Raw genomic sequence first — 18065 nt, 5'->3', positions numbered from 1 at the left:
GGTTTTACTCCGGCAGCAGGCTTTCGCCAGCAAACAACTCGGCTACCGTCTCACGGCGACGCACTTCGAATGCCTGATCACCGTCCACCAGCACTTCAGCGGTACGACCGCGGGTGTTGTAGTTGGAACTCATGACAAACCCGTAGGCACCGGCCGAATGCACGGCCAGCAGGTCGCCTTCTTCCAGGGCCAGCTGACGATCCTTGGCCAGGAAGTCGCCGGTCTCGCAGATCGGGCCGACGATGTCGTAGGCGCGGGCAGCGGTCGTGCGTGGGCGCACGGCGGTGACGTCCATCCAGGCCTGGTACAGCGCCGGGCGGATCAGGTCGTTCATGGCTGCGTCGACGATGGCGAAGTCTTTGTGCTCGGTGTGCTTGAGGTACTCGACCTGAGTCAGCAGCACGCCGGCGTTGGCCACGATGAAGCGGCCCGGCTCGAACACCAACGCCAGGTCACGACCGTCGAGACGCTCACGCACAGCCTTGATGTAGTCGGCGGCCAATGGCGGCTCTTCGTCGCGATAACGCACACCCAGGCCACCACCGAGATCGATGTGGCGCAGGTAGATGCCGCAATCGCCGAGGCGGTCGACCAGGCCCAGCAGGCGGTCGAGGGCATCGATGAACGGTGGCAGGGTGGTCAGTTGCGAGCCGATGTGGCAATCGACGCCGACCACTTCCAGGTTCGGCAGCTGTGCGGCACGCACGTACACGTCTTCGGCGTCGGCGATGGCGATGCCGAACTTGTTCTCTTTGAGACCGGTGGAAATGTACGGGTGGGTGCCGGCATCGACATCCGGGTTCACGCGCAGCGAAATCGGCGCGCGAACGCCCAGTTCGGCGGCGACCACTTGCAGGCGCTCCAGCTCGTCGGTGGATTCGACGTTGAAGCAGTGCACGCCGACTTCCAGGGCACGACGCATGTCGTCACGGGTCTTGCCGACGCCGGAGAACACGATCTTGTCGGCGCTGCCGCCAGCGGCCAGTACGCGTTCCAGCTCGCCACGGGAGACGATGTCGAAACCGGCGCCAAGACGCGCCAGGACATTCAGTACGCCCAGGTTGGAGTTGGCCTTGACCGCGTAGCACACCAGGTGCGGCGTGCCGACCAGCGCATCGGCATAAGCCAGGTATTGGGCTTCGATGTGCGCACGGGAGTAAACATACGTAGGCGTACCAAAGCGCTCGGCGATGGCAGACAGGGCAACACCTTCCGCGAACAGTTCACCGTCACGGTAGTTAAAAGCGTCCATGAGGTTCCCTTATTGGTAGACGTCGTGCTTGTGTGCTTTGGAGGCAGGCTGCTGTTGCGACGACTTGGCCTGTTCGACAGGATCCTGGTCTTCATCAGGCAGGTAGAGCGGGCCTTTTTGACCGCAGGCCGACACAAGGCAGGCAACCGCGAGGAGCGCAGCAAGGGAAGAGATCAGGCGCTTCATGGCGAAATCCTTGAAAATGCATTAATTGCGCCGGAGTATACCGGCCACCCGACGGCTTGCCTATGCAACGGACCGCCCGTCCGGCGGGGCTTGGGCGATGCCGGTCGGTATCATGCAATCCCTGTGGGAGCGAGCCTGCTCGCGAAGGCGTCGTGTCAGGCGACATCAATGTTGAATGTCAGTGCGCATTCGCGAGCAGGCTCGCTCCCACAATGGGGCCCTCGGTCGTTATCCTTTGCAATCGACGGAGCTCGGTCGTATCTTGCGGCGCTTGAGCCTGATCAGACACTTTTTGAGGTTGCCGTAATGAGTTTGTCCGAAGCGCGTTTCCATGACCTGGTCGATGCCACCCAGCAAACCCTGGAGGACATCTTTGACGAGAGCGACCTGGATATCGATCTGGAGAGCTCGGCCGGTGTGCTGACCGTCAAGTTCGAAAACGGCACTCAGTTGATCTTCAGCCGCCAGGAGCCACTGCGTCAGCTCTGGCTGGCGGCGGTGTCCGGTGGGTTCCACTTCGACTACGACGAAGAAAGCGAGCGCTGGATGTGCGACAAGAGCGAAGAGCAGCTGGGTGAAATGCTCGAGCGCATCGTCCAGCAACAGGCCGGTGTCGAATTCGACTTCGAAGGCCTGTGAGATCGTGACCCAGCCTGCGCCTGCCCGCCCACCCAAGCCGCTCTACAGCAATGTCAGCCCGGCGGTGCCGTCGCCGTGCAGCGGTGTGTGTCGGCTGGACGAGCAGAAAGTCTGCCTGGGCTGCTTCCGCCACGTCGAAGACATCCGCGAATGGCGCTCGGCCGATGACGAGCGCCGGCGGGTGATTTGCGAGCAGGCACTACAGCGCAAATCCTGCGCCTGAAGCCCATCCTGTGGGAGCGAGCCTGCTCGCCTCACAATTCCCTCCTGTCGGCGCCGTGGCTGTCCTCGGCTTGTTTATTTTTTGAGCTGTGATAGTGTCCGGAAACGCCTCAACCCATCGAGGCTTGTGAAAACCCCGCCTATTTCTGGCGGGGTTTTGCTTTTTTCGTGCAGAAGAAAGGAGTCTGCCCTGACCATGACCGCACCTTCCATCACCCTTACCCGCCTGGACGTCCAGCGTCTGGAGCGCCTGATCGACAGCCTGGACGAGACGCTGCCGGGCGTTATTGCGCTGCAGACCGAGCTGGATCGCGCCGATACCCTGGTCGGTCACGATGAAGTGCCGGCGGATGTCGTCACCATGAATTCCCGTGTGCATTGCCGAGAAGAAGGCAGTGGCAAGGACTATCACCTGACCCTGGTGTACCCCAAGGATGCGAATGCCGACGAAGGCAAGATCTCGATCCTGGCGCCGGTGGGCAGCGCGCTGCTCGGCCTGAAGGTTGGCCAGCATATCGATTGGCCGGCTCCGGGTGGCAAGACCCTGAAGCTGACCTTGCTGGAAGTCGAATCGCAGCCAGCCAACGGTGGCGACTACAACGTTTGACCCCGCCTCAGACCTGCCCGAGCGCCTCGTTCAATGCGCGCTCCAGGTCAGCCTTGTAACGCAGGTACAGATGGGTGGAGCTCTGCCCTTCGCCAAGCAGGCCTGACAGATCAAGGTCGGTGATGTAGCAGCGGTAGCGTTCGGTTTCCCGGCGCTGCCCGACGATTTCCCGGGCGACCACGCTGAACAGCTGGTCGCCATGCTCCAGTTCGGAAAACTCCCGTTGATTGCAGTACAACGTCACCTGCACCTGACCCGGTGCGGCTTTGCCGACGATCGCCTGCACGTCGTAGAACGGTTTGTTCACCGGTGTCTGTGGTACCGGCCGGGCTTCGATGCGGCGTGCCCGGCCAGGGCCTGACGGCAGCAACTGGCAATACAGGGTGTCGAGGTTCAGCGGGTGGGCTGCGTCCATCGGCAGCAAGGCATCGCGGCGGTACTGGATCGATTGCAGGAAGCGCTGCAACGGCACCAGCAGGCTTTGCTCGTCGTGCCAGGGCAGGCGTTGCTGCCACAGGGCATTGAACTCATCGAGCACGTACAGATCGGCCTGATCTTCGTTGACCCGGTAGAACACTTGAACGCAACCTGGCTGGCCCGTGGGCAGGAACAGCGCAAGGTCGTGCTCTTCCAGTGCCTTCGGGTCCAGGTGAAGCGGGCTGTAGCTCGCCATTTCCTCGCCCAGGTATTCGATCAGCGCTGGCAGGGTGGTCAACGCGATGTGCTGGACCTGGCCCGGCACCAGTTCCAGCACGTGATAGTGCTGCTGGACCTGGATCAGGTAACGATGATTGAGCCGGCTCAGTAGCAGGGTCTGCGCGGTGTCGAGGATTTCTTCCACCCGTTGGGCGATGAACTGCGCACGGTTGTGGCAGAAGCACCGCACCCGCAGTTTCGGCTGTTGCGGCCCGGCCGGCAGGTTATTGAGGTAGTCGCGGATGCAGTCGAGCAGGGCGTGGGGGCCGTCGTAGCGACCGACCAACACTTCGTTCCAGCTATTGAGCGTGACCTGGTCCAGGGTCAGCACCAGGTTTTCCCGGACGCCGGCGTAGCTCAATGAGTCGGTGCGTTCGGTGGTCATCAGGATGTTCAGGTCGCGATGATGCTTGAGCGGATCGACGCCGACATTCACCAGGATCAGCACCTCGCTCGGCACGCTGGCGCGCAACAGAGGTTCTTCGGCGACGGTTGGCAAGGGCAGGGCGATGGTCTGTTGCAGGCTGCCGAGCAGGTTGAACAGTTCGAATTCGCTCAAGTCGCTGGTGCCGGGATGCAAGGCCAGGCGGGTACTGCTGTCGATCACGCCATTGCGGTGGCACCAGGTCAGCAGTTCCAGCAAGTGCCGGCTGCGTTTGATCGGTGCGAAATGCTCCCATTCCAGCGCTGTCAGGCTGCCGTTGTACAACCCCCACTGGCCTTGCCCCGGTTCTTTCCTGTTCGGCGCGTGCACCAGCGTCAGGGTGTCTTCGGCCAGGTCCGGGGCAATGCCGGGGTTGATGAATTCGACTTTGCCGGCCTTGCGCTCGAAAGCAGCGTACAGGCGCCGGCCGAGGACACTCAGGTCGCGCTTGTTGATGCGACTGACCGTCTGTTCGTGGCGGGCAAACTCGGTGAGGAAGCGATAGCTGTAGTTCAGCTCGTTGACCAGCGCCCGTCGCTCGGCGCTGACCTGGCGGACTTTCCACTGGCTACGGCTGTCGAGCAGGGCCAGTTGGCGTTGGTCCCAGTGCCATTCGCGGGCCAGGCGCTCAAGCAATGAACGTTGCCAGCTCTGGGTGCGGCTGCTGCCAGTCAGTTTGCGATTGACCTTCAGGTACAGCGCGCGACGCACCAGTTCCAGGCGTTCCGGTTCATTGCGGGCGAGCAGGTATTCTTCGATGCGCCGGTACACCACGACGTACGGATCCAGCTCGTCGAGGTCGAGGCGGTTGGCGAACACCGCTTGCTTGAAGCGCAGGCTCAGGCAATGGACCCTGGGGTGTTCGCTGGCATATACCTCGGTCAGCAACAGCTTGAGCACCGACTTGTAGGGCGACTCGATGCCCTTGAACAACTGCCAGAGCCCGGCACCGATGAACTCGCCGGGCGGGATGAAGGCCAGGTTGCCGAGGTCGAGGGTTTCATCGGCGCGGATAAAACGTTTGGAGATCAGGGTATGGGTGTAGCGGTCGTAGCTCGACTCCTCATAGACCGGCACCAGCCACCAGATCGGTGTACGCCCGCCCAGCCAGATCGCGGTGCGGTAAAACTCGTCCAGCAACAGGTAGTGCTGGGTGGTGCCGCAGTCCTCGGAACTGAGCTGGGTATCGCGCTCGCCACGGACGAAGCGGCTGGGGTCGATCAGGAAAAAGTGCGCCTCGGCGCCCTGGCTGGCGGCCCAGGCTTCCAGCAACTGGCATTTTTTGCGCAGTTCGGCGAGTTCGCTTTCAGTCAGGTCCGGCCCATGGCAGACCCACACATCCATGTCGCTCTGGTCGGCTTGCGCCAGGGTGCCGAGGCTGCCCATCAGGAACAGTCCGTGAATCGGCCGGGGCGGGTTGCTGCCGTGGCGCGGCTTGTAGGAAAACGAGCGGGTCAGGCGCTGGGCTTCAGCGAGGACACTGGCATCCGGCTCGAAATTCGACAGCCCGGCCGGCGTACTGCCGGAAACGTAGCCGGGCAGCAGCGGATGATTGACGTGGAAAAACAGCGGCAGCAAGGTCAGGACCCCTTGCTGGCGAGTCGACAGTCCTTCCATGGCGCGAGCCATGCGTCCTTCGTTGAGTTTCAGAAAGCGTGCGCGCAGCTGGCTGAGAACCTTGCGGTCGATTCCCTCGTCCAGATCAGGGCGGATTTCATGGATGCGCGTCATGTCAGCTCAAACCGGCTCGCAGGGCTCGGACGTGGGGCTCTTCGGGTGAGGGGCAGTTTAGCGCCTTGAGGCGAGGACTTTTAAGTTGATTTTGTTTTTCTGGCGTCAGATTTCTATCGGGTGGTGACAAAAATCAGGGGGACGTGCCCGCGGAAATCCCGGGATCGGGGTCTCCGTGGGCGATGCGGCAGAATTCAGGCTGTTACTTCGGCGTTAAGAATAGTCAGCACGGATTGCACATTTTGCGCGGCGTCGCGACCCAGGCTGGTCAGGTAACCGCCATCAGGCTGGTCGGTCAGTTCTTTTTCAAAGAGGCGTTTGGCGGCGGCGATGTGTTTCGGGGCAGCGGTCTGATGAATTTTCAGCCCTTCCTGGGAACTGTCCAGGTTGAAGAGTGCGAGGACTTCCAGTTCGGCAACCAACTCAGGGGTAAGCGACATAAGGACTCCAGACTTTCTAGGAATTTGGCGACAGCGTCCCTAAGGTGAACCCGCTTGTGCGGCATGTCCAGTGTCCGTGACAGGGTTTTTTTTCTTTGCAGGAGCGAGCTGGCTCGCGATGGTCGTCAACGATGACGCGTAAAACCAGATGCCCCGTGGCGCTCTCGGGTTTTTCGCGAGCGGGCTCGCTCCTACAGGGTGTGGCTTATTTTTTTTCCGGCGGCAATTCGGGCAATGCGCGCAGGGCCGCTTCGTACCATTCGGTGTTGAACGCGCGGTCTTCTTCGAGGATCGCGTCGATTTCTACCGCCAGAACGTGGGCCATCAGGTTGAGGATCTCTTCCCGCTCGTAACCCACCAGCGTCAGCTTGTTGAAGGTCGCCTTGGCCGCTGGCGGGTTGTCGCTTTCGATCTGGTTTTCGATGGCCTGGATCAGGGTACTTTCGGCGAACTCTTCTTCGTCGTTGTCGATATCGTTCTGCTCGCTCATGGCAGGCTCCTCAGGGAAAGGTGGCCAGTTTACCCGCATTCAGGGCCGTGATGCTGCTGGCAAGAACGACCCGGGCGTTCTATAACAAGGCACTGCCAACCCCTTGCACGGCCTGGAGGCTTTGTGATGCTCAAGCTTTATGGATTTTCCGTCAGCAACTACTACAACATGGTCAAGCTGGCGTTACTGGAGAAGGGGCTGCCATTCGAAGAAGTGCCGTTTTATGCCGGCCAGACACCTGAAGCGTTGGCCATCAGCCCTCGCGGCAAGGTACCGGTGCTGGGTGTCGAGCAGGGTTTCATCAATGAAACCAGCGTGATCCTCGAATACATCGAGCAAAACCATGCAGGCAAGCCACTGTTGCCAGCCGAGCCCTTCGAGCGGGCACAGGTGCTGGCGTTGGCCAGGGAAATCGAGCTGTACATCGAACTGCCAGCTCGCGCCAGTTATCCAGAGGCGTTTTTCGGCACGACGCTGCCGGATGCGATCAAGGAAAAAACCAAAGCCGAGCTACTGTTGGGGATTGCGTCGCTCGGCCGGCACGGCAAGTTCAGCCCTTATGTGGCTGGCGACAGCTTGAGCATTGCGGATCTGTATTTCCTGTACAGCGTGCCACTGGCCTGTGGGGTGGCGAAGAAGCTGTTTGATATCGATCTGTTGGCTGAGCTGCCGGCGGCCAAGGCGCTGCTGGAGCGTCTGGGGGACAATCCGAATGTTCAGCGGATTGCGGCGGACAAGGAGGCAGCGATGCCAGCGTTCATGGCGATGATCGCGGCCAAGAGGTAGGTTTTGTAGCGCTTTCCAGCGCCTATTCGCGAGCAAGCCCGCTCCCAAACTGGTTTATGTCTATCGCAAGTTTGCGGTACTACACGAATCCAATGTGGGAGCGGGCTTGCTCGCGAAGCTTTTGGCGATTTAGCGGCTGGCGAGCAGCGCCTGGCCGCGTACAACGGCAGCCTTCACCTGCGCTGGCGCGGTGCCGCCAATGTGGTTGCGGGCATTGACCGAACCTTCGAGGGTCAGCACTGCGAACACGTCCTGATCGATCTGGTCGCTGAACTTGCGCAGTTCTTCCAGGCTCATTTCCGCCAGGTCCTTGCCGCTGTCCACGCCGTACTTCACGGCATGACCCACGATTTCGTGGCAATCACGGAATGGCAGGCCGCGACGCACCAGGTAGTCGGCCAGGTCGGTGGCGGTGGAGAAGCCGCGCAGGGCCGCTTCGCGCATCATCGCGTGCTTGGGCTTGATCGCCGGAACCATGTCGGCGAAGGCCCGCAGCGAGTCGCGCAGGGTGTCGGCGGCGTCGAACAGCGGTTCCTTGTCTTCCTGGTTGTCCTTGTTGTAGGCCAGGGGCTGGCCTTTCATCAGGGTCAGCAGGCCCATCAGTGCGCCAAACACGCGGCCGGTCTTGCCGCGCACAAGCTCCGGCACGTCCGGGTTTTTCTTTTGCGGCATGATCGAGCTGCCGGTGCAGAAACGGTCGGGCAGATCGATGAACTGGAACTGCGCGCTGGTCCATAGCACCAGCTCTTCGGAGAAGCGCGACAGGTGCATCATCGCAATGCTGGCGGCCGAGCAGAATTCGATGGCGAAATCGCGATCGGAGACGTTATCCAGCGAATTGCCGCCAACCGCGTCGAAACCCAGCAATTGTGCGGTGTATTCACGGTCGATCGGGTAGGTGGTACCGGCCAGCGCAGCGCTGCCCAGCGGCATGCGGTTGGTGCGCTTGCGGCAGTCGACCAGGCGCTCGTAGTCGCGGCTGAGCATTTCGAACCAGGCCAGCATGTGGTGCCCGAACGTCACCGGCTGTGCAGTCTGCAAGTGGGTGAACCCCGGCATGATGCTGGCGGCTTCACGCTCGGCCTGCTCCAGCAGGCCTTTTTGCAGGCGGGTGATTTCGGCCAGGATCAGGTCGATCTCGTCACGCAGCCACAGACGGATGTCGGTGGCGACCTGATCGTTACGGCTGCGGCCGGTGTGCAGTTTTTTACCGGTCACGCCGATGCGGTCGGTCAGGCGCGCCTCGATGTTCATGTGAACGTCTTCGAGGTCGATGCGCCAGTCGAACTGGCCGGCCTCGATTTCACCCTGGATGGTCTTCAGGCCATCGATGATGCTGTCGCGCTCGGCATCGGTCAGCACGCCGACCTTGGCCAGCATGGTGGCGTGGGCGATCGAGCCCATGATGTCGTGGCGATACAGGCGCTGGTCGAAGGTGACGGAGGCGGTGAAGCGGGCGACGAAGGCGTCGACGGGTTCACTGAAGCGGCCGCCCCAGGACTGATTGGTCTTGTCAGTGCTCATGAATTCGCTCGTATCGGCTTGAAGAAAGAAGGCGTGGAACGCTGGCGCGGATAATAACAGGGTTGCCAATCCTGTCGCTGACACTGGTCGACAGGTTTTCACCGGACCTGCAGGAGCGAGCAGGCTCGCGATGACCCTGAGAGCGACGCGTGTATCCAGGAACCCCGTGTTTTCGTTAACGCCCGTCGCGAGCAAGCTCGCTCCTACAGTTTTCACTGTAAGCGCAACGATATTTTCCAATTGAGCTATATCGTCCCGGCAACCGTCTACAGTTGGACAATAGGATCAGCGCACTTCTCGGTGCAGGCGCTGACCAAAAAAGAGTGGGGTGTTCATATTGCGTATCAGCAAACCCTGTGGCGATGTGTCGCCAATGCGGGCCTGGGCCGCCAATCACCTGGCAGATGAAAATTTAGCCGCCCGACCAGCGGCACTTTTTGCCGCTCGGGCTAGTCTTAGCGTGGATCGCGGTGACAGACGTCACTTCACCTGTCTACGCTATCCTTGTGCGAGACTCACGCAGGAATCCAGCGCAATATGAATGTCCTGATCGTTGATGACGAACCCTTGGCCCGCGAGCGCCTGAGCCGAATGGTTGGCGAACTCGAGGGATACAGTGTCCTGGAGCCTAGTGCCACGAATGGCGAAGAGGCGTTGGCACTGATCGACAGCCACAAGCCGGATATCGTATTGCTTGATATCCGCATGCCCGGTCTCGATGGCCTGCAAGTGGCTGCGCGGTTATGCGAACGCGAAACTCCGCCCGCCGTGGTGTTCTGCGCCGGGCCCGATGAATTTGCCGTGGAAGCCTTACAGGCCAGCGCCGTAGGCTATCTGGTGAAACCTGTGAGAACTGAACAGTTACATGACGCATTAAAGAGAGCCGAGCGCCCCAGCCGTGCCCAGCTCGCCGCCCTGACCCGCCCTGCTGCCGAAAGCGGCAACGGCCCGCGCAGCCATATCAGCGCCCGAACCCGTAAAGGGATCGAGCTGATTCCACTGGATCAGGTGGTGTACTTCATTGCCGACCACAAATACGTGACCTTGCGCCACGAAGGCGGTGAGGTGCTGCTCGATGAACCGCTCAAGGCCCTCGAGGACGAATTCGGTGACCGTTTCGTGCGTATCCATCGCAATGCACTGGTCGCCCGCGAGCGTATCGAGCGATTGCAACGCACACCCCTGGGGCATTTTCAGCTGTTCCTCAAAGGCCTCAACGGTGATGCGCTGATCGTCAGCCGGCGCCATGTGGCTGGCGTGCGCAAGATGATGCAACAGCTTTAAACAGCTGTCCGCAGGTGAATATCACACCCGATTGCCGGACATCCGGGGCCAGGGAGGCCGAGTAGTATCTGATACAAGTCAAAGTGGATTTGGCTGAGCTGTTATTATCTGCCGTATCTATTCAGTACGGATTGATCCATGTCCTCTCGCCAGATCCGCATCGCCACCCGCAAAAGCGCACTCGCCCTGTGGCAGGCCGAATACGTCAAAGCCCGCCTTGAAGCGGCTCATCCGGGCTTGCTGGTGACCCTCGTCCCGATGGTCAGTCGTGGCGACAAGCTGCTCGACTCACCGTTGTCGAAAATCGGCGGCAAGGGCCTGTTCGTCAAGGAGCTCGAAACCGCGCTGCTGGAAAATGAAGCCGACATCGCCGTGCACTCCATGAAGGACGTGCCGATGGACTTCCCCGAAGGCCTCGGCCTGTTCTGCATCTGCGAACGGGAAGACCCGCGCGACGCCTTCGTTTCCAACACCTACACCAGCCTGGACGAGTTGCCCGAGGGCAGCATCGTCGGCACCTCCAGCCTGCGCCGCCAGGCTCAATTGCTGACCCGTCGCCCGGACCTGGAAATCCGCTTCCTGCGTGGCAACGTCAACACCCGCCTGGCCAAGCTCGATGCCGGCGAATACGACGCCATCATCCTCGCCGCTGCCGGCTTGATCCGTCTGGGCTTTGAAGATCGCATCACCTCGGCCATCAGTGTCGACGACAGCCTTCCGGCCGGTGGCCAGGGTGCGGTGGGGATCGAATGCCGCAGTGCCGACAGTGAAATTCATGCGCTGCTGGCGCCCCTGCATCACCAGGACACCGCCACCCGTGTAACCGCCGAACGTGCCCTCAACAAGCACCTCAATGGCGGTTGCCAGGTGCCGATTGCCTGCTACGCCGTGCTGGAAGGCGAGCAGGTCTGGTTGCGCGGGCTGGTCGGTGATCCGAGTGGTGGCCGGCTGCTCAGTGCCCAGGCTCGTGCACCGCGTGGCGATGCCGAGACTCTCGGTGTGCAAGTGGCCGAAGACCTTTTGAGCCAGGGCGCCGACGAGATTCTCAAAGCGGTCTATGGCGAGGCTGGTCACGAGTGACTGGCTGGCGCTTGCTGCTGACGCGTCCCGCCGATGAGTCGGTGGCGCTGAGCAGCTTTTTGGCCGGGCAGGGGATTTTCAGCAGCAGCCTGCCGCTTTTAGACATCGTGCCGATTGCGACCACTGACACAATGCACCAGGTGATTCAGGCGCTGGAGCAGTTCTGCGCCGTCATCGTGGTCAGCAAGCCGGCCGCCCGGATCGGCGTCGAACTGCTTGAGCGGTCGTGGCCAACGCCGCCCGCTGTGAAGTGGTTCACCGTTGGTGCGGCGACTGCGCAGATCCTCGATGATCACGGATTGGACGTGAGCTTCCCGGCGGAAGGCGATGACAGTGAAGCCTTGCTCGAACTTTCCCGACTGCGCGAGGCTATCGCACAACCCGATGCGCGAGTATTGATCCTGCGCGGGGAGGGCGGGCGCGAGACCCTGGCTGAACGCTTGCGTGAGCTTGGTGTTAGTGTCGAGTATCTGGAGTTGTACCGCCGGGAATTGCCGCTTTACCCGCCTGCTGTGCTGCCGCAACGGATCCAGGTGGAACGCCTGAACGGGCTGGTGGTCAGCAGTGGACAAGGTTTTGAGCACCTGCATCAATTGGCCGGCGATGCCTGGCCGCAATTGGCGCAGTTGCCGTTGTTCGTACCAAGCCCCAGGGTTGCCGAGCTGGCGCGTGCCGCCGGGGCCAAAACAGTTGTGGATTGTCGCGGTGCCAGTGCCGCGGCCTTGCTGGCGGCGTTACGGGAGCATCCCGTGCCCGTTTTCTAATGCAAAGGATGGATACGTGAGCGAAACAGCCTTGCCGAAAGATGACTCGCGACCGGTGCTTGATACACCTGTTGATGCTCCTGTTGATGAAATGCCGCCGCCACCTGCTGCCGTGCAGCGTCGAGGCAATGGTCTGGCTGTCGTCGCGCTGCTGCTGGGTGCAGCCGGTGTCGCGGTGGGCGGTTGGGGTGTCTGGCAGGTGCGTCACCTGCAGGCCAATAATGTGCAGCAACTGAGCCAGGTTCAGGCGTTGAATGACCAGGCGCAGAACCTCAAGCTCAATGAAGAACGCTTGAGCGCACGCCTGGCGCAATTGCCTCCCGCCGATGAGCTGGAAGCACGCAGTCGCCTGGTGATCCAGCTGCAAGGTGATCAGCAGCGTTTGAACCAGCGTCTGGAAACCGTACTTGGCGCCAGTCGCAAGGACTGGCGTCTGGCCGAGGCAGAGCATCTGCTGCGCCTGGCCAGCCTGCGACTGTCTGCCTTGCAGGACATCGGCAGCGCCCAGGCATTGGTCCAGGGTGCCGACGAGATACTGCGCGAGCAGAACGACCCAGGCGCCTTTGCCGCTCGCGAGCAGGTGGCCAAGACCCTGATTGCCTTGCGCAGTACCGAGCAGCCGGATCGCACCGGGCTGTTCCTGCGCCTGGGCGCGTTGCGCGACCAAGTGGCCAGCCTCACCGAACTGGCACCGGAGTACAAGGACCGTGGCGATTCGTTGCTGGGCCTGACTGCCGATGGCGACGGTGCCAGTCGCTGGGCGCAATGGTGGGATCAGATCTCGCGCTACATCCGCATCGATTTCAATGCCGATAAAAACGTTCGCCCATTGCTGGCCGGCCAGAGCCTGAGTCAGGTGCGCCTGGCCCTGAGCCTGGCGCTGGAGCAGGCACAGTGGGCCGCGCTCAATGGTCAGGCGGCGGTCTACTCCCAGGTGCTGGACGAGGCGCGGGACATTCTCAAAGGCAACTTCAACCCGGACAACGCACAAAGCAAAGTCATGCTTGAGCAGGTGGCCGAGTTGAGCAAGCAACCGGTCACCGTCGTCACGCCGGATATGACCGGCACTCTGAGCGCGGTGCAGGGGTATCTGGAACGGCGCAACGTCAACGCCGAAGACTCGGTCAAGCCACTGGCCAGGCCTGCCGCGAACACCGCGCCGGAGGCCACGCCATGAAGCGCCTCTATGTGATCGTGTTCCTCGTGATCGCCGCTGCCGCTGCGCTGGGGCTGGCGATTGCGGAGCATTCGGGCTACGTGCTGATTGCCTACAAGACCTTCCGCTTCGAGTCGAGCCTGTGGGCTACGTTGGCGCTGGTGGCGGTGCTCTGGCTGGTGATCTGGGGCATCAAGTCGCTGGTCGAACTGGTGATGACCTCCAGTGGCGTGGTCAATCCGTGGTCGCGACGCAACCGCAGCCGTCGGGTGCAGGTGGCGATCGAGCACGGTCAGCTCGACCTGGCCGAGGGTCGCTGGGCCAGCGCGCAACGTCACTTGCACCGGGCTGCCGAAGCCGAGCGCCAGCCGCTGCTCTACTACCTCGGTGCGGCCCGTGCCGCCAACGAACTAGGCAATTACGAAGAAAGCGACAACTTGCTGGAGCGTGCCCTGGAGCGTCAGCCTCAGGCCGAATTGGCGATCGCTTTGAGCCATGCCCAGTTGCAGACTGACCGCGGTGATACCGAAGGCGCCCTCGTCACCCTGCAAGCCATGCATGAACGCCACCCGCATAACGCTCAGACCCTGCGTCAGTTGCAGCGCTTGCTTCAGCAGCGTGGTGACTGGTCGGCAGTGATTCGCCTGCTGCCCGAACTGCGCAAGGACAAAGTCCTGCCGGCAGCCGAACTCGCCGAACTGGAGCGTCGTGCCTGGGGGGCGAACCTGTCTCTGGCGGCGCAGCGGGAAGAAGACGGAACGGTGGGGCAGCCATCGCTCGAACGTGCCTGGCAACAACTGACTTCGGCGCAGCGTCAGGAGCCGCAACTGGTGCTCGCCTATGCCGAGCAACTGCGTCAGTTGGGGGCTCAGGTCGAAGCCGAAGAAGTGTTGCGCACCGCTCTCAAGCGCAGCTACGACAGTCACCTGGCGCGACTCTACGGACTGGTTCGCGGCAAAGATCCGGCCCGCCAGTTGCAGGCCGCCGAAGGCTGGCTCAAAGACCATCCGGCCGATCCGGGCCTGCTGTTGACGCTGGGTCGTCTATGCCTGCAAAACAGTTTGTGGGGCAAGGCCCGGGACTATCTGGAAAGCAGTCTGCGAGTACAACGCAATCCGGAAGCCTGTGCGGAGCTGGCGAGGTTGCTGGCGCAAATGGGCGATACCGAGCGTAGCAACCAGTTGTTCCAGGAAGGCCTCGGGCTGTTGGATGAACGCTTGCTCGCGGCCCCTCTGCCGGTGCCAGCCCGCGCTTGACCCATTCGCTGGCGCCAGGCATCGGCGTGCGTGCGATGACCTGCGGCGAGGCAGAAATCTTCCTCGCCGCAGTACGATGATGGGTCGGAATTCAGTTGCCAGATTTCGTCGCGGACAAAGTCCTACAGAGGACTGCATTTTATCCTCTCAAACGCGTCGGGATTTCCCTACGCCCGTGCTGAAGTCTCCGTGGGCACTTGCCTTGAAAGGCCTTCGCGCTTTCCTCTACCGTAACGGCCTGTCACTACTTTTACGGAAAAGCCATGTCTTTGGCCTGCTCACGCTCCTTGTTTTTCATGGCTTTCGTTGCGGGTGCCCTGGCGATGGGCGTTTCCTATTATCTGGAATATGCAGTCGGCCTGCGGCCTTGCGGCTTGTGTCTTGTGCAGCGGTTTTGTCTGGCACTCTTTACTGGTATCTGCCTGATGGCTTCGGTCCATGGCCCCGGTCGTATCGGAAGCGTTCTGTATTGGCTGCTCGGTCTTGGATGCAGCTTGGCCGGCACTGTCACGGCATGGCGACAGGTCCTGTTGCAAAGCCCTCCGGCGGAACAGGCAGCGGCATGCTCGGCCCATCTGGCTGAACTGTTGGCCAGTTCTCCATGGCTCTCCGTCGTACGAAAAATGTTCAAGGGCGCTGCCGATTGCGTGGAAATTTCCTGGACGCTGTTCGATCTGAGTCCCGCAGAGTGGAGCTTGCTGTTCTTCGTAGCGATGATGATTCTGACCGGTTACCAGTCGTTGCGACTGGTCTGGATCAGCTATCAGCGACCACTCAGCGGCGAGTCGTCGCACCGGGCCTTTGCGGGCGATTAAACACTTGTATGAACTTTATCGCATGCGTACCTTGAAGCTGGTGTCGCGCGGGCATAATCTGGCCCGCACGTGTCATTGGAATTTTGTTGCTCGATGACGCTCTGCCTGACCGCCCACTGACGTTACAAGAGGCGAGCGGGCATAGAGCAGCTGACCCACAAGGGAAGAGAGATCACCATGCTCGAAAGTTGTCAGAATGCTCAGGAACGCTGGGGTGGAGTGCACCTGCTCATTGACCGCTGGTTGCAGGAGCGCAAAGAGCTGATCGATGCCTACGACAAGCTTGGCGCAAAGCCTGAGGCGCTTGGTGAGGATCGTAAGCCCTTGCAGGAGTTCTGCGGTGTGCTGGTGGATTATGTGTCCGCCGGGCATTTCGAGATCTACGAACAGCTGACGGGGGAGGCCAAGGCCTTCAATGACAAGCGTGGGCTGGAGCTCGCCGAGACGATCTACCCGCGGATCGACGTCATCACTGAAAAGCTGCTGGCGTTCAATGACCTTTGCGACGAAGGCAAATGCGTCGCGGAGAAGTTCAAGGAGTTGGGTGGCCTGTTGCACGAACGCTTCGAGCTGGAAGACTGCCTGATCGAAGTGTTGCACACCGCCCACAAGGAAGCCGATTCGGTCCAGGCCTGAAGTGCTTCCCGCAAGATCCCGAAACGGCGTGCCAAGGCACGCCGTTTTCGTTTGTGTCGTCAGCTGGCAGCGCCGCGCATTTCGACTTCGAACACCAATGGCGTGAACGGGGCGATCACATCACCGGCACCGTCGGCGCCATAGGCCTGGGCCGATGGAATCACCAGTCGCCATTTCGCCCCGACCGGCATGTTTTGCAATGCGCTGCGCCATCCGGCGATCACGCTGTCGAGACTGAACCATTGTGGCTGGCTGTTCTGGTCGAACACCGTGCCGTCGGGCAAGCGACCGATGTACAGCACTTGCACCTTGCCGTTCGGTCCGGCCTTGGCACCAGTGCCCGGTGTCAACTCGGTCAGCAGCACGCCGTCAGCCAGTTCGCGCACACCGGGTCTGGCTTTCTCTGTGGCGAGAAAGCGCTGTTCTTTTTCCAGTGCCAGTTCGCTTTGCGGCTCGGCGGACTGCATGGCAATCCGGGCTTCATGCTCGGTCAGGATCTGCTGGATCTGCTCGTCCTTCAACGCCAGCGGCTTGCCCTGATAGGCCTGCTGCAACCCTTCGACCAGTGCCTGGAGTTGCAGGTCGGGAGCCTCCTGGCGCAAGCGTTCGCCAAGGCTCGCACCCAGGCTGTAAGCGAGATCGTGGGCTTCATTTTCCTGTGTTGTCGCGGCGGCGTTGGCCACCGAAAAAAACACGCACAGCGATAAAAAAAGGTAGCGCGACATGGGCACTCTCCGACCTGAATTGCGGGCGATTATGCCAGTGGGAATGCGCGCAACGGTGAACTGCTTTTGCTTCGACGCAGAAGTTTTTCAGTCCTTTGCAACGCAACGCTTTCGATAGTGTCAACATGCCCTAGCGGCGGTTGCAGCAGAGGTCTAGTATGAGCCGCACTCACTTCAGCCAGGAGGTAAACCATGTCGGCCACCAAGAAGCCAGTAAACACTCCATTGCACCTGCTCCAACAACTCTCGAGCAGCCTGCTCGAGCATCTGGAAACCGCTTGTTCCGAAGCCTTGGCTGATGCTGAAAAACTGCTCGCCAAACTGGAAAAGCAGCGCGGAAAAGCGCAAGAAAAACTGCACAAGTCCCGCACCAAATTGCAGGACGCTGCGGCGGCCGGAAAAGCCAAGGCACAAGCCAAGGCCAAGGACGCAGTGGCCGATCTTGAAGAGCTGCTCGATGCCCTCAAGAATCGTCAATCGGAAACCCGCGGCTACATTCTGCAACTCAAGCGCGATGCCCAGGAAAGCCTGAAACTGGCCCAGGGCGTCGGTCGTGTACAAGAGGCTGTCGGCAAGGCGTTGTCCCTGCGCGCAGCCAAACCTGCTGCGGCACCTGCGAAGAAAGCCGCTGCCAAACCGGCTGCTGCAAAAGCACCGGCCAAGCCTGCTGCTGCCAAACCGGCAACTGCCAAACCAGCAGCGAAAACTGCCGCCGCCAAACCGGCTGCAAAACCGGCTGCGAGAAAACCGGCTGCTGCCAGCGCCGCAAAACCTGCAGCTAGAACCACGGCTGCCAAACCAGCCGCTGCACGACCTGCCGCTGCAAAAGCCGCCGCTGCCAAACCAGCCGTGGCTAAAACCGCCGCCGCTAAACCAGCTGCAAAACCAGCTGCAAAACCGGCCGCTAAACCAGCCACTCGGACCGCCGCGGCGAAACCTGCCGCCAAGCCGGCTGCCAAACCCGTCGCTGCAAAACCAGCCGCAAAACCAGCAGCCAAGCCAGCGGCAAAACCTGCTGTAAAAGCGACTGCCAAGCCGGCTGCAAAACCAGCCGCAAAACCGGCAGCAGCGAAACCTGCCGCTGCCGCCAAGCCAGCCGCTGCGAAGCCAGTTGCCGCCAAACCGGCTGCTGCAAAACCCGCTGCAAAACCAGCGGTCAAACCTGCAGTGAAAAAACCGGTTGCCGCCAAGCCAGCCATCGCACCGGTCGCCAAGCCGGTCGTTCCGACTGCGCCAGCAGCACCTGCTCCGGCAGCAACGACCTCGACAGTCGCGCCAGCACCTACGCCTGCCGCAACGTCGAGCGCTGTAACCACCCCAACCAGCGCTTCCTAAGTGCCGGTTACCGCGAC

Annotated in this window: 19 protein-coding genes; 12 read left to right on the top strand and 7 right to left on the bottom strand. The window is 61.2% G+C overall.

Features of this window, described 5'->3' with window-relative positions; translation table 11 throughout:
- Nucleotides 1-4 precede the first annotated feature (4 nt).
- Both lysA and lptM read right to left on the bottom strand, forming a co-directional pair.
- The gene (gene lysA, locus ACLD1X_RS20105) at nt 5-1252 is read right to left on the bottom strand and encodes a diaminopimelate decarboxylase (RefSeq protein WP_008015512.1); all 1248 of its coding nucleotides are present in this window, start codon (nt 1250-1252) and stop codon (nt 5-7) included.
- Between the two features lie 9 nt (nt 1253-1261).
- Nucleotides 1262-1438, bottom strand: a complete 177-nt coding sequence (lptM, locus tag ACLD1X_RS20100; RefSeq protein WP_007980804.1) for an LPS translocon maturation chaperone LptM — start codon at nt 1436-1438, stop codon at nt 1262-1264.
- A gap of 306 nt (nt 1439-1744) precedes the next feature.
- Here lptM and cyaY point away from each other — a divergent pair, with 306 nt between their 5' ends.
- The 3 genes from cyaY (at nt 1745) to rnk (ending at nt 2906) form a co-directional block, all read left to right on the top strand.
- Nucleotides 1745-2077, top strand: a complete 333-nt coding sequence (gene cyaY, locus ACLD1X_RS20095; protein ID WP_429370608.1) for an iron donor protein CyaY — start codon at nt 1745-1747, stop codon at nt 2075-2077.
- A gap of 4 nt (nt 2078-2081) precedes the next feature.
- Nucleotides 2082-2300 carry a DUF1289 domain-containing protein gene (locus ACLD1X_RS20090; protein ID WP_429370606.1) on the top strand — a complete coding sequence of 73 codons (219 nt, stop codon included), beginning with the start codon at nt 2082-2084 and terminating at the stop codon, nt 2298-2300.
- Nucleotides 2301-2495: 195 nt separating this feature from the next.
- Nucleotides 2496-2906: a nucleoside diphosphate kinase regulator gene (gene rnk, locus ACLD1X_RS20085; protein WP_008015509.1), complete on the top strand. Its 411-nt coding sequence runs from the start codon at nt 2496-2498 to the stop codon at nt 2904-2906.
- Between the two features lie 7 nt (nt 2907-2913).
- Here the strand turns inward: rnk and ACLD1X_RS20080 are convergent, their stop codons facing one another.
- The 3 genes from ACLD1X_RS20080 to ACLD1X_RS20070 all read right to left on the bottom strand — a co-directional run bounded on the left by ACLD1X_RS20080 (nt 2914) and on the right by ACLD1X_RS20070 (nt 6687).
- Complete coding sequence (locus ACLD1X_RS20080; RefSeq protein WP_429370604.1) at nt 2914-5757, bottom strand: class I adenylate cyclase; 2844 nt, start codon at nt 5755-5757, stop codon at nt 2914-2916.
- A gap of 194 nt (nt 5758-5951) precedes the next feature.
- Nucleotides 5952-6197, bottom strand: coding sequence for a TIGR02647 family protein (locus ACLD1X_RS20075; protein ID WP_007980796.1), 246 nt, complete (start codon nt 6195-6197; stop codon nt 5952-5954).
- A 205-nt stretch (nt 6198-6402) separates the two neighbouring features.
- Nucleotides 6403-6687: a hypothetical protein gene (locus tag ACLD1X_RS20070; RefSeq protein WP_429370602.1), complete on the bottom strand. Its 285-nt coding sequence runs from the start codon at nt 6685-6687 to the stop codon at nt 6403-6405.
- A gap of 126 nt (nt 6688-6813) precedes the next feature.
- Here ACLD1X_RS20070 and ACLD1X_RS20065 point away from each other — a divergent pair, with 126 nt between their 5' ends.
- Complete coding sequence (locus tag ACLD1X_RS20065; RefSeq protein WP_429370600.1) at nt 6814-7473, top strand: glutathione S-transferase family protein; 660 nt, start codon at nt 6814-6816, stop codon at nt 7471-7473.
- Nucleotides 7474-7602: 129 nt separating this feature from the next.
- On the opposite strand, the gene argH is transcribed toward ACLD1X_RS20065, so the two are convergent.
- Nucleotides 7603-8997 (bottom strand): argininosuccinate lyase, encoded by a 1395-nt coding sequence (gene argH, locus ACLD1X_RS20060; protein WP_007992239.1) that lies wholly within the window; start codon nt 8995-8997, stop codon nt 7603-7605.
- A gap of 537 nt (nt 8998-9534) precedes the next feature.
- Between argH and ACLD1X_RS20055 the strand changes: the two genes are divergently transcribed.
- The 7 genes from ACLD1X_RS20055 (at nt 9535) to rsd (ending at nt 15988) form a co-directional block, all read left to right on the top strand.
- Nucleotides 9535-10281, top strand: a complete 747-nt coding sequence (locus ACLD1X_RS20055; protein ID WP_008015500.1) for a LytR/AlgR family response regulator transcription factor — start codon at nt 9535-9537, stop codon at nt 10279-10281.
- A gap of 138 nt (nt 10282-10419) precedes the next feature.
- The gene (gene hemC / locus ACLD1X_RS20050; protein ID WP_429370597.1) at nt 10420-11361 is read left to right on the top strand and encodes a hydroxymethylbilane synthase; all 942 of its coding nucleotides are present in this window, start codon (nt 10420-10422) and stop codon (nt 11359-11361) included.
- Nucleotides 11358-12125, top strand: a complete 768-nt coding sequence (locus tag ACLD1X_RS20045) for a uroporphyrinogen-III synthase (protein WP_429370595.1) — start codon at nt 11358-11360, stop codon at nt 12123-12125. The genes hemC and ACLD1X_RS20045 overlap by 4 nt, the downstream gene beginning before the upstream one ends.
- A 16-nt stretch (nt 12126-12141) precedes the next feature.
- Nucleotides 12142-13302, top strand: a complete 1161-nt coding sequence (locus ACLD1X_RS20040; protein WP_429370593.1) for a uroporphyrinogen-III C-methyltransferase — start codon at nt 12142-12144, stop codon at nt 13300-13302.
- Nucleotides 13299-14537, top strand: a complete 1239-nt coding sequence (locus ACLD1X_RS20035; RefSeq protein WP_429370591.1) for a heme biosynthesis protein HemY — start codon at nt 13299-13301, stop codon at nt 14535-14537. The genes ACLD1X_RS20040 and ACLD1X_RS20035 overlap by 4 nt, the downstream gene beginning before the upstream one ends.
- A 263-nt stretch (nt 14538-14800) precedes the next feature.
- Nucleotides 14801-15352 carry a disulfide bond formation protein B gene (locus ACLD1X_RS20030; protein WP_429370589.1) on the top strand — a complete coding sequence of 184 codons (552 nt, stop codon included), beginning with the start codon at nt 14801-14803 and terminating at the stop codon, nt 15350-15352.
- Between the two features lie 177 nt (nt 15353-15529).
- Nucleotides 15530-15988 carry a sigma D regulator gene (rsd, locus tag ACLD1X_RS20025; RefSeq protein ID WP_429370587.1) on the top strand — a complete coding sequence of 153 codons (459 nt, stop codon included), beginning with the start codon at nt 15530-15532 and terminating at the stop codon, nt 15986-15988.
- Between the two features lie 59 nt (nt 15989-16047).
- Here rsd and ACLD1X_RS20020 read toward each other — a convergent pair whose 3' ends face one another.
- Nucleotides 16048-16713, bottom strand: coding sequence for an FKBP-type peptidyl-prolyl cis-trans isomerase (locus ACLD1X_RS20020; protein ID WP_429370585.1), 666 nt, complete (start codon nt 16711-16713; stop codon nt 16048-16050).
- A gap of 192 nt (nt 16714-16905) precedes the next feature.
- On the opposite strand from ACLD1X_RS20020, the gene ACLD1X_RS20015 reads away from it, so the two are divergent.
- The gene (locus tag ACLD1X_RS20015) at nt 16906-18048 is read left to right on the top strand and encodes an AlgP family protein (protein ID WP_429370583.1); all 1143 of its coding nucleotides are present in this window, start codon (nt 16906-16908) and stop codon (nt 18046-18048) included.
- Nucleotides 18049-18065: the final 17 nt, after the last annotated feature.

It is taken from the genome of Pseudomonas sp. 18173, from assembly GCF_050432945.1.
Classification (GTDB): domain Bacteria; phylum Pseudomonadota; class Gammaproteobacteria; order Pseudomonadales; family Pseudomonadaceae; genus Aquipseudomonas.
This window is presented reverse-complemented; position numbering and strand designations above follow the sequence as displayed.

Coding starts and splice junctions, on each gene's coding strand:
- lysA (WP_008015512.1), bottom strand. CDS start 1,252: ATGGACGCTTTTAACTACCGTGACGGTGAACTGTTCGCGGAAGGTGTT.
- lptM (WP_007980804.1), bottom strand. CDS start 1,438: ATGAAGCGCCTGATCTCTTCCCTTGCTGCGCTCCTCGCGGTTGCCTGC.
- cyaY (WP_429370608.1), top strand. CDS start 1,745: ATGAGTTTGTCCGAAGCGCGTTTCCATGACCTGGTCGATGCCACCCAG.
- rnk (WP_008015509.1), top strand. CDS start 2,496: ATGACCGCACCTTCCATCACCCTTACCCGCCTGGACGTCCAGCGTCTG.
- ACLD1X_RS20080 (WP_429370604.1), bottom strand. CDS start 5,757: ATGACGCGCATCCATGAAATCCGCCCTGATCTGGACGAGGGAATCGAC.
- ACLD1X_RS20075 (WP_007980796.1), bottom strand. CDS start 6,197: ATGTCGCTTACCCCTGAGTTGGTTGCCGAACTGGAAGTCCTCGCACTC.
- ACLD1X_RS20070 (WP_429370602.1), bottom strand. CDS start 6,687: ATGAGCGAGCAGAACGATATCGACAACGACGAAGAAGAGTTCGCCGAA.
- ACLD1X_RS20065 (WP_429370600.1), top strand. CDS start 6,814: ATGCTCAAGCTTTATGGATTTTCCGTCAGCAACTACTACAACATGGTC.
- argH (WP_007992239.1), bottom strand. CDS start 8,997: ATGAGCACTGACAAGACCAATCAGTCCTGGGGCGGCCGCTTCAGTGAA.
- ACLD1X_RS20055 (WP_008015500.1), top strand. CDS start 9,535: ATGAATGTCCTGATCGTTGATGACGAACCCTTGGCCCGCGAGCGCCTG.
- hemC (WP_429370597.1), top strand. CDS start 10,420: ATGTCCTCTCGCCAGATCCGCATCGCCACCCGCAAAAGCGCACTCGCC.
- ACLD1X_RS20035 (WP_429370591.1), top strand. CDS start 13,299: ATGAAGCGCCTCTATGTGATCGTGTTCCTCGTGATCGCCGCTGCCGCT.
- ACLD1X_RS20030 (WP_429370589.1), top strand. CDS start 14,801: ATGTCTTTGGCCTGCTCACGCTCCTTGTTTTTCATGGCTTTCGTTGCG.
- rsd (WP_429370587.1), top strand. CDS start 15,530: ATGCTCGAAAGTTGTCAGAATGCTCAGGAACGCTGGGGTGGAGTGCAC.
- ACLD1X_RS20020 (WP_429370585.1), bottom strand. CDS start 16,713: ATGTCGCGCTACCTTTTTTTATCGCTGTGCGTGTTTTTTTCGGTGGCC.
- ACLD1X_RS20015 (WP_429370583.1), top strand. CDS start 16,906: ATGTCGGCCACCAAGAAGCCAGTAAACACTCCATTGCACCTGCTCCAA.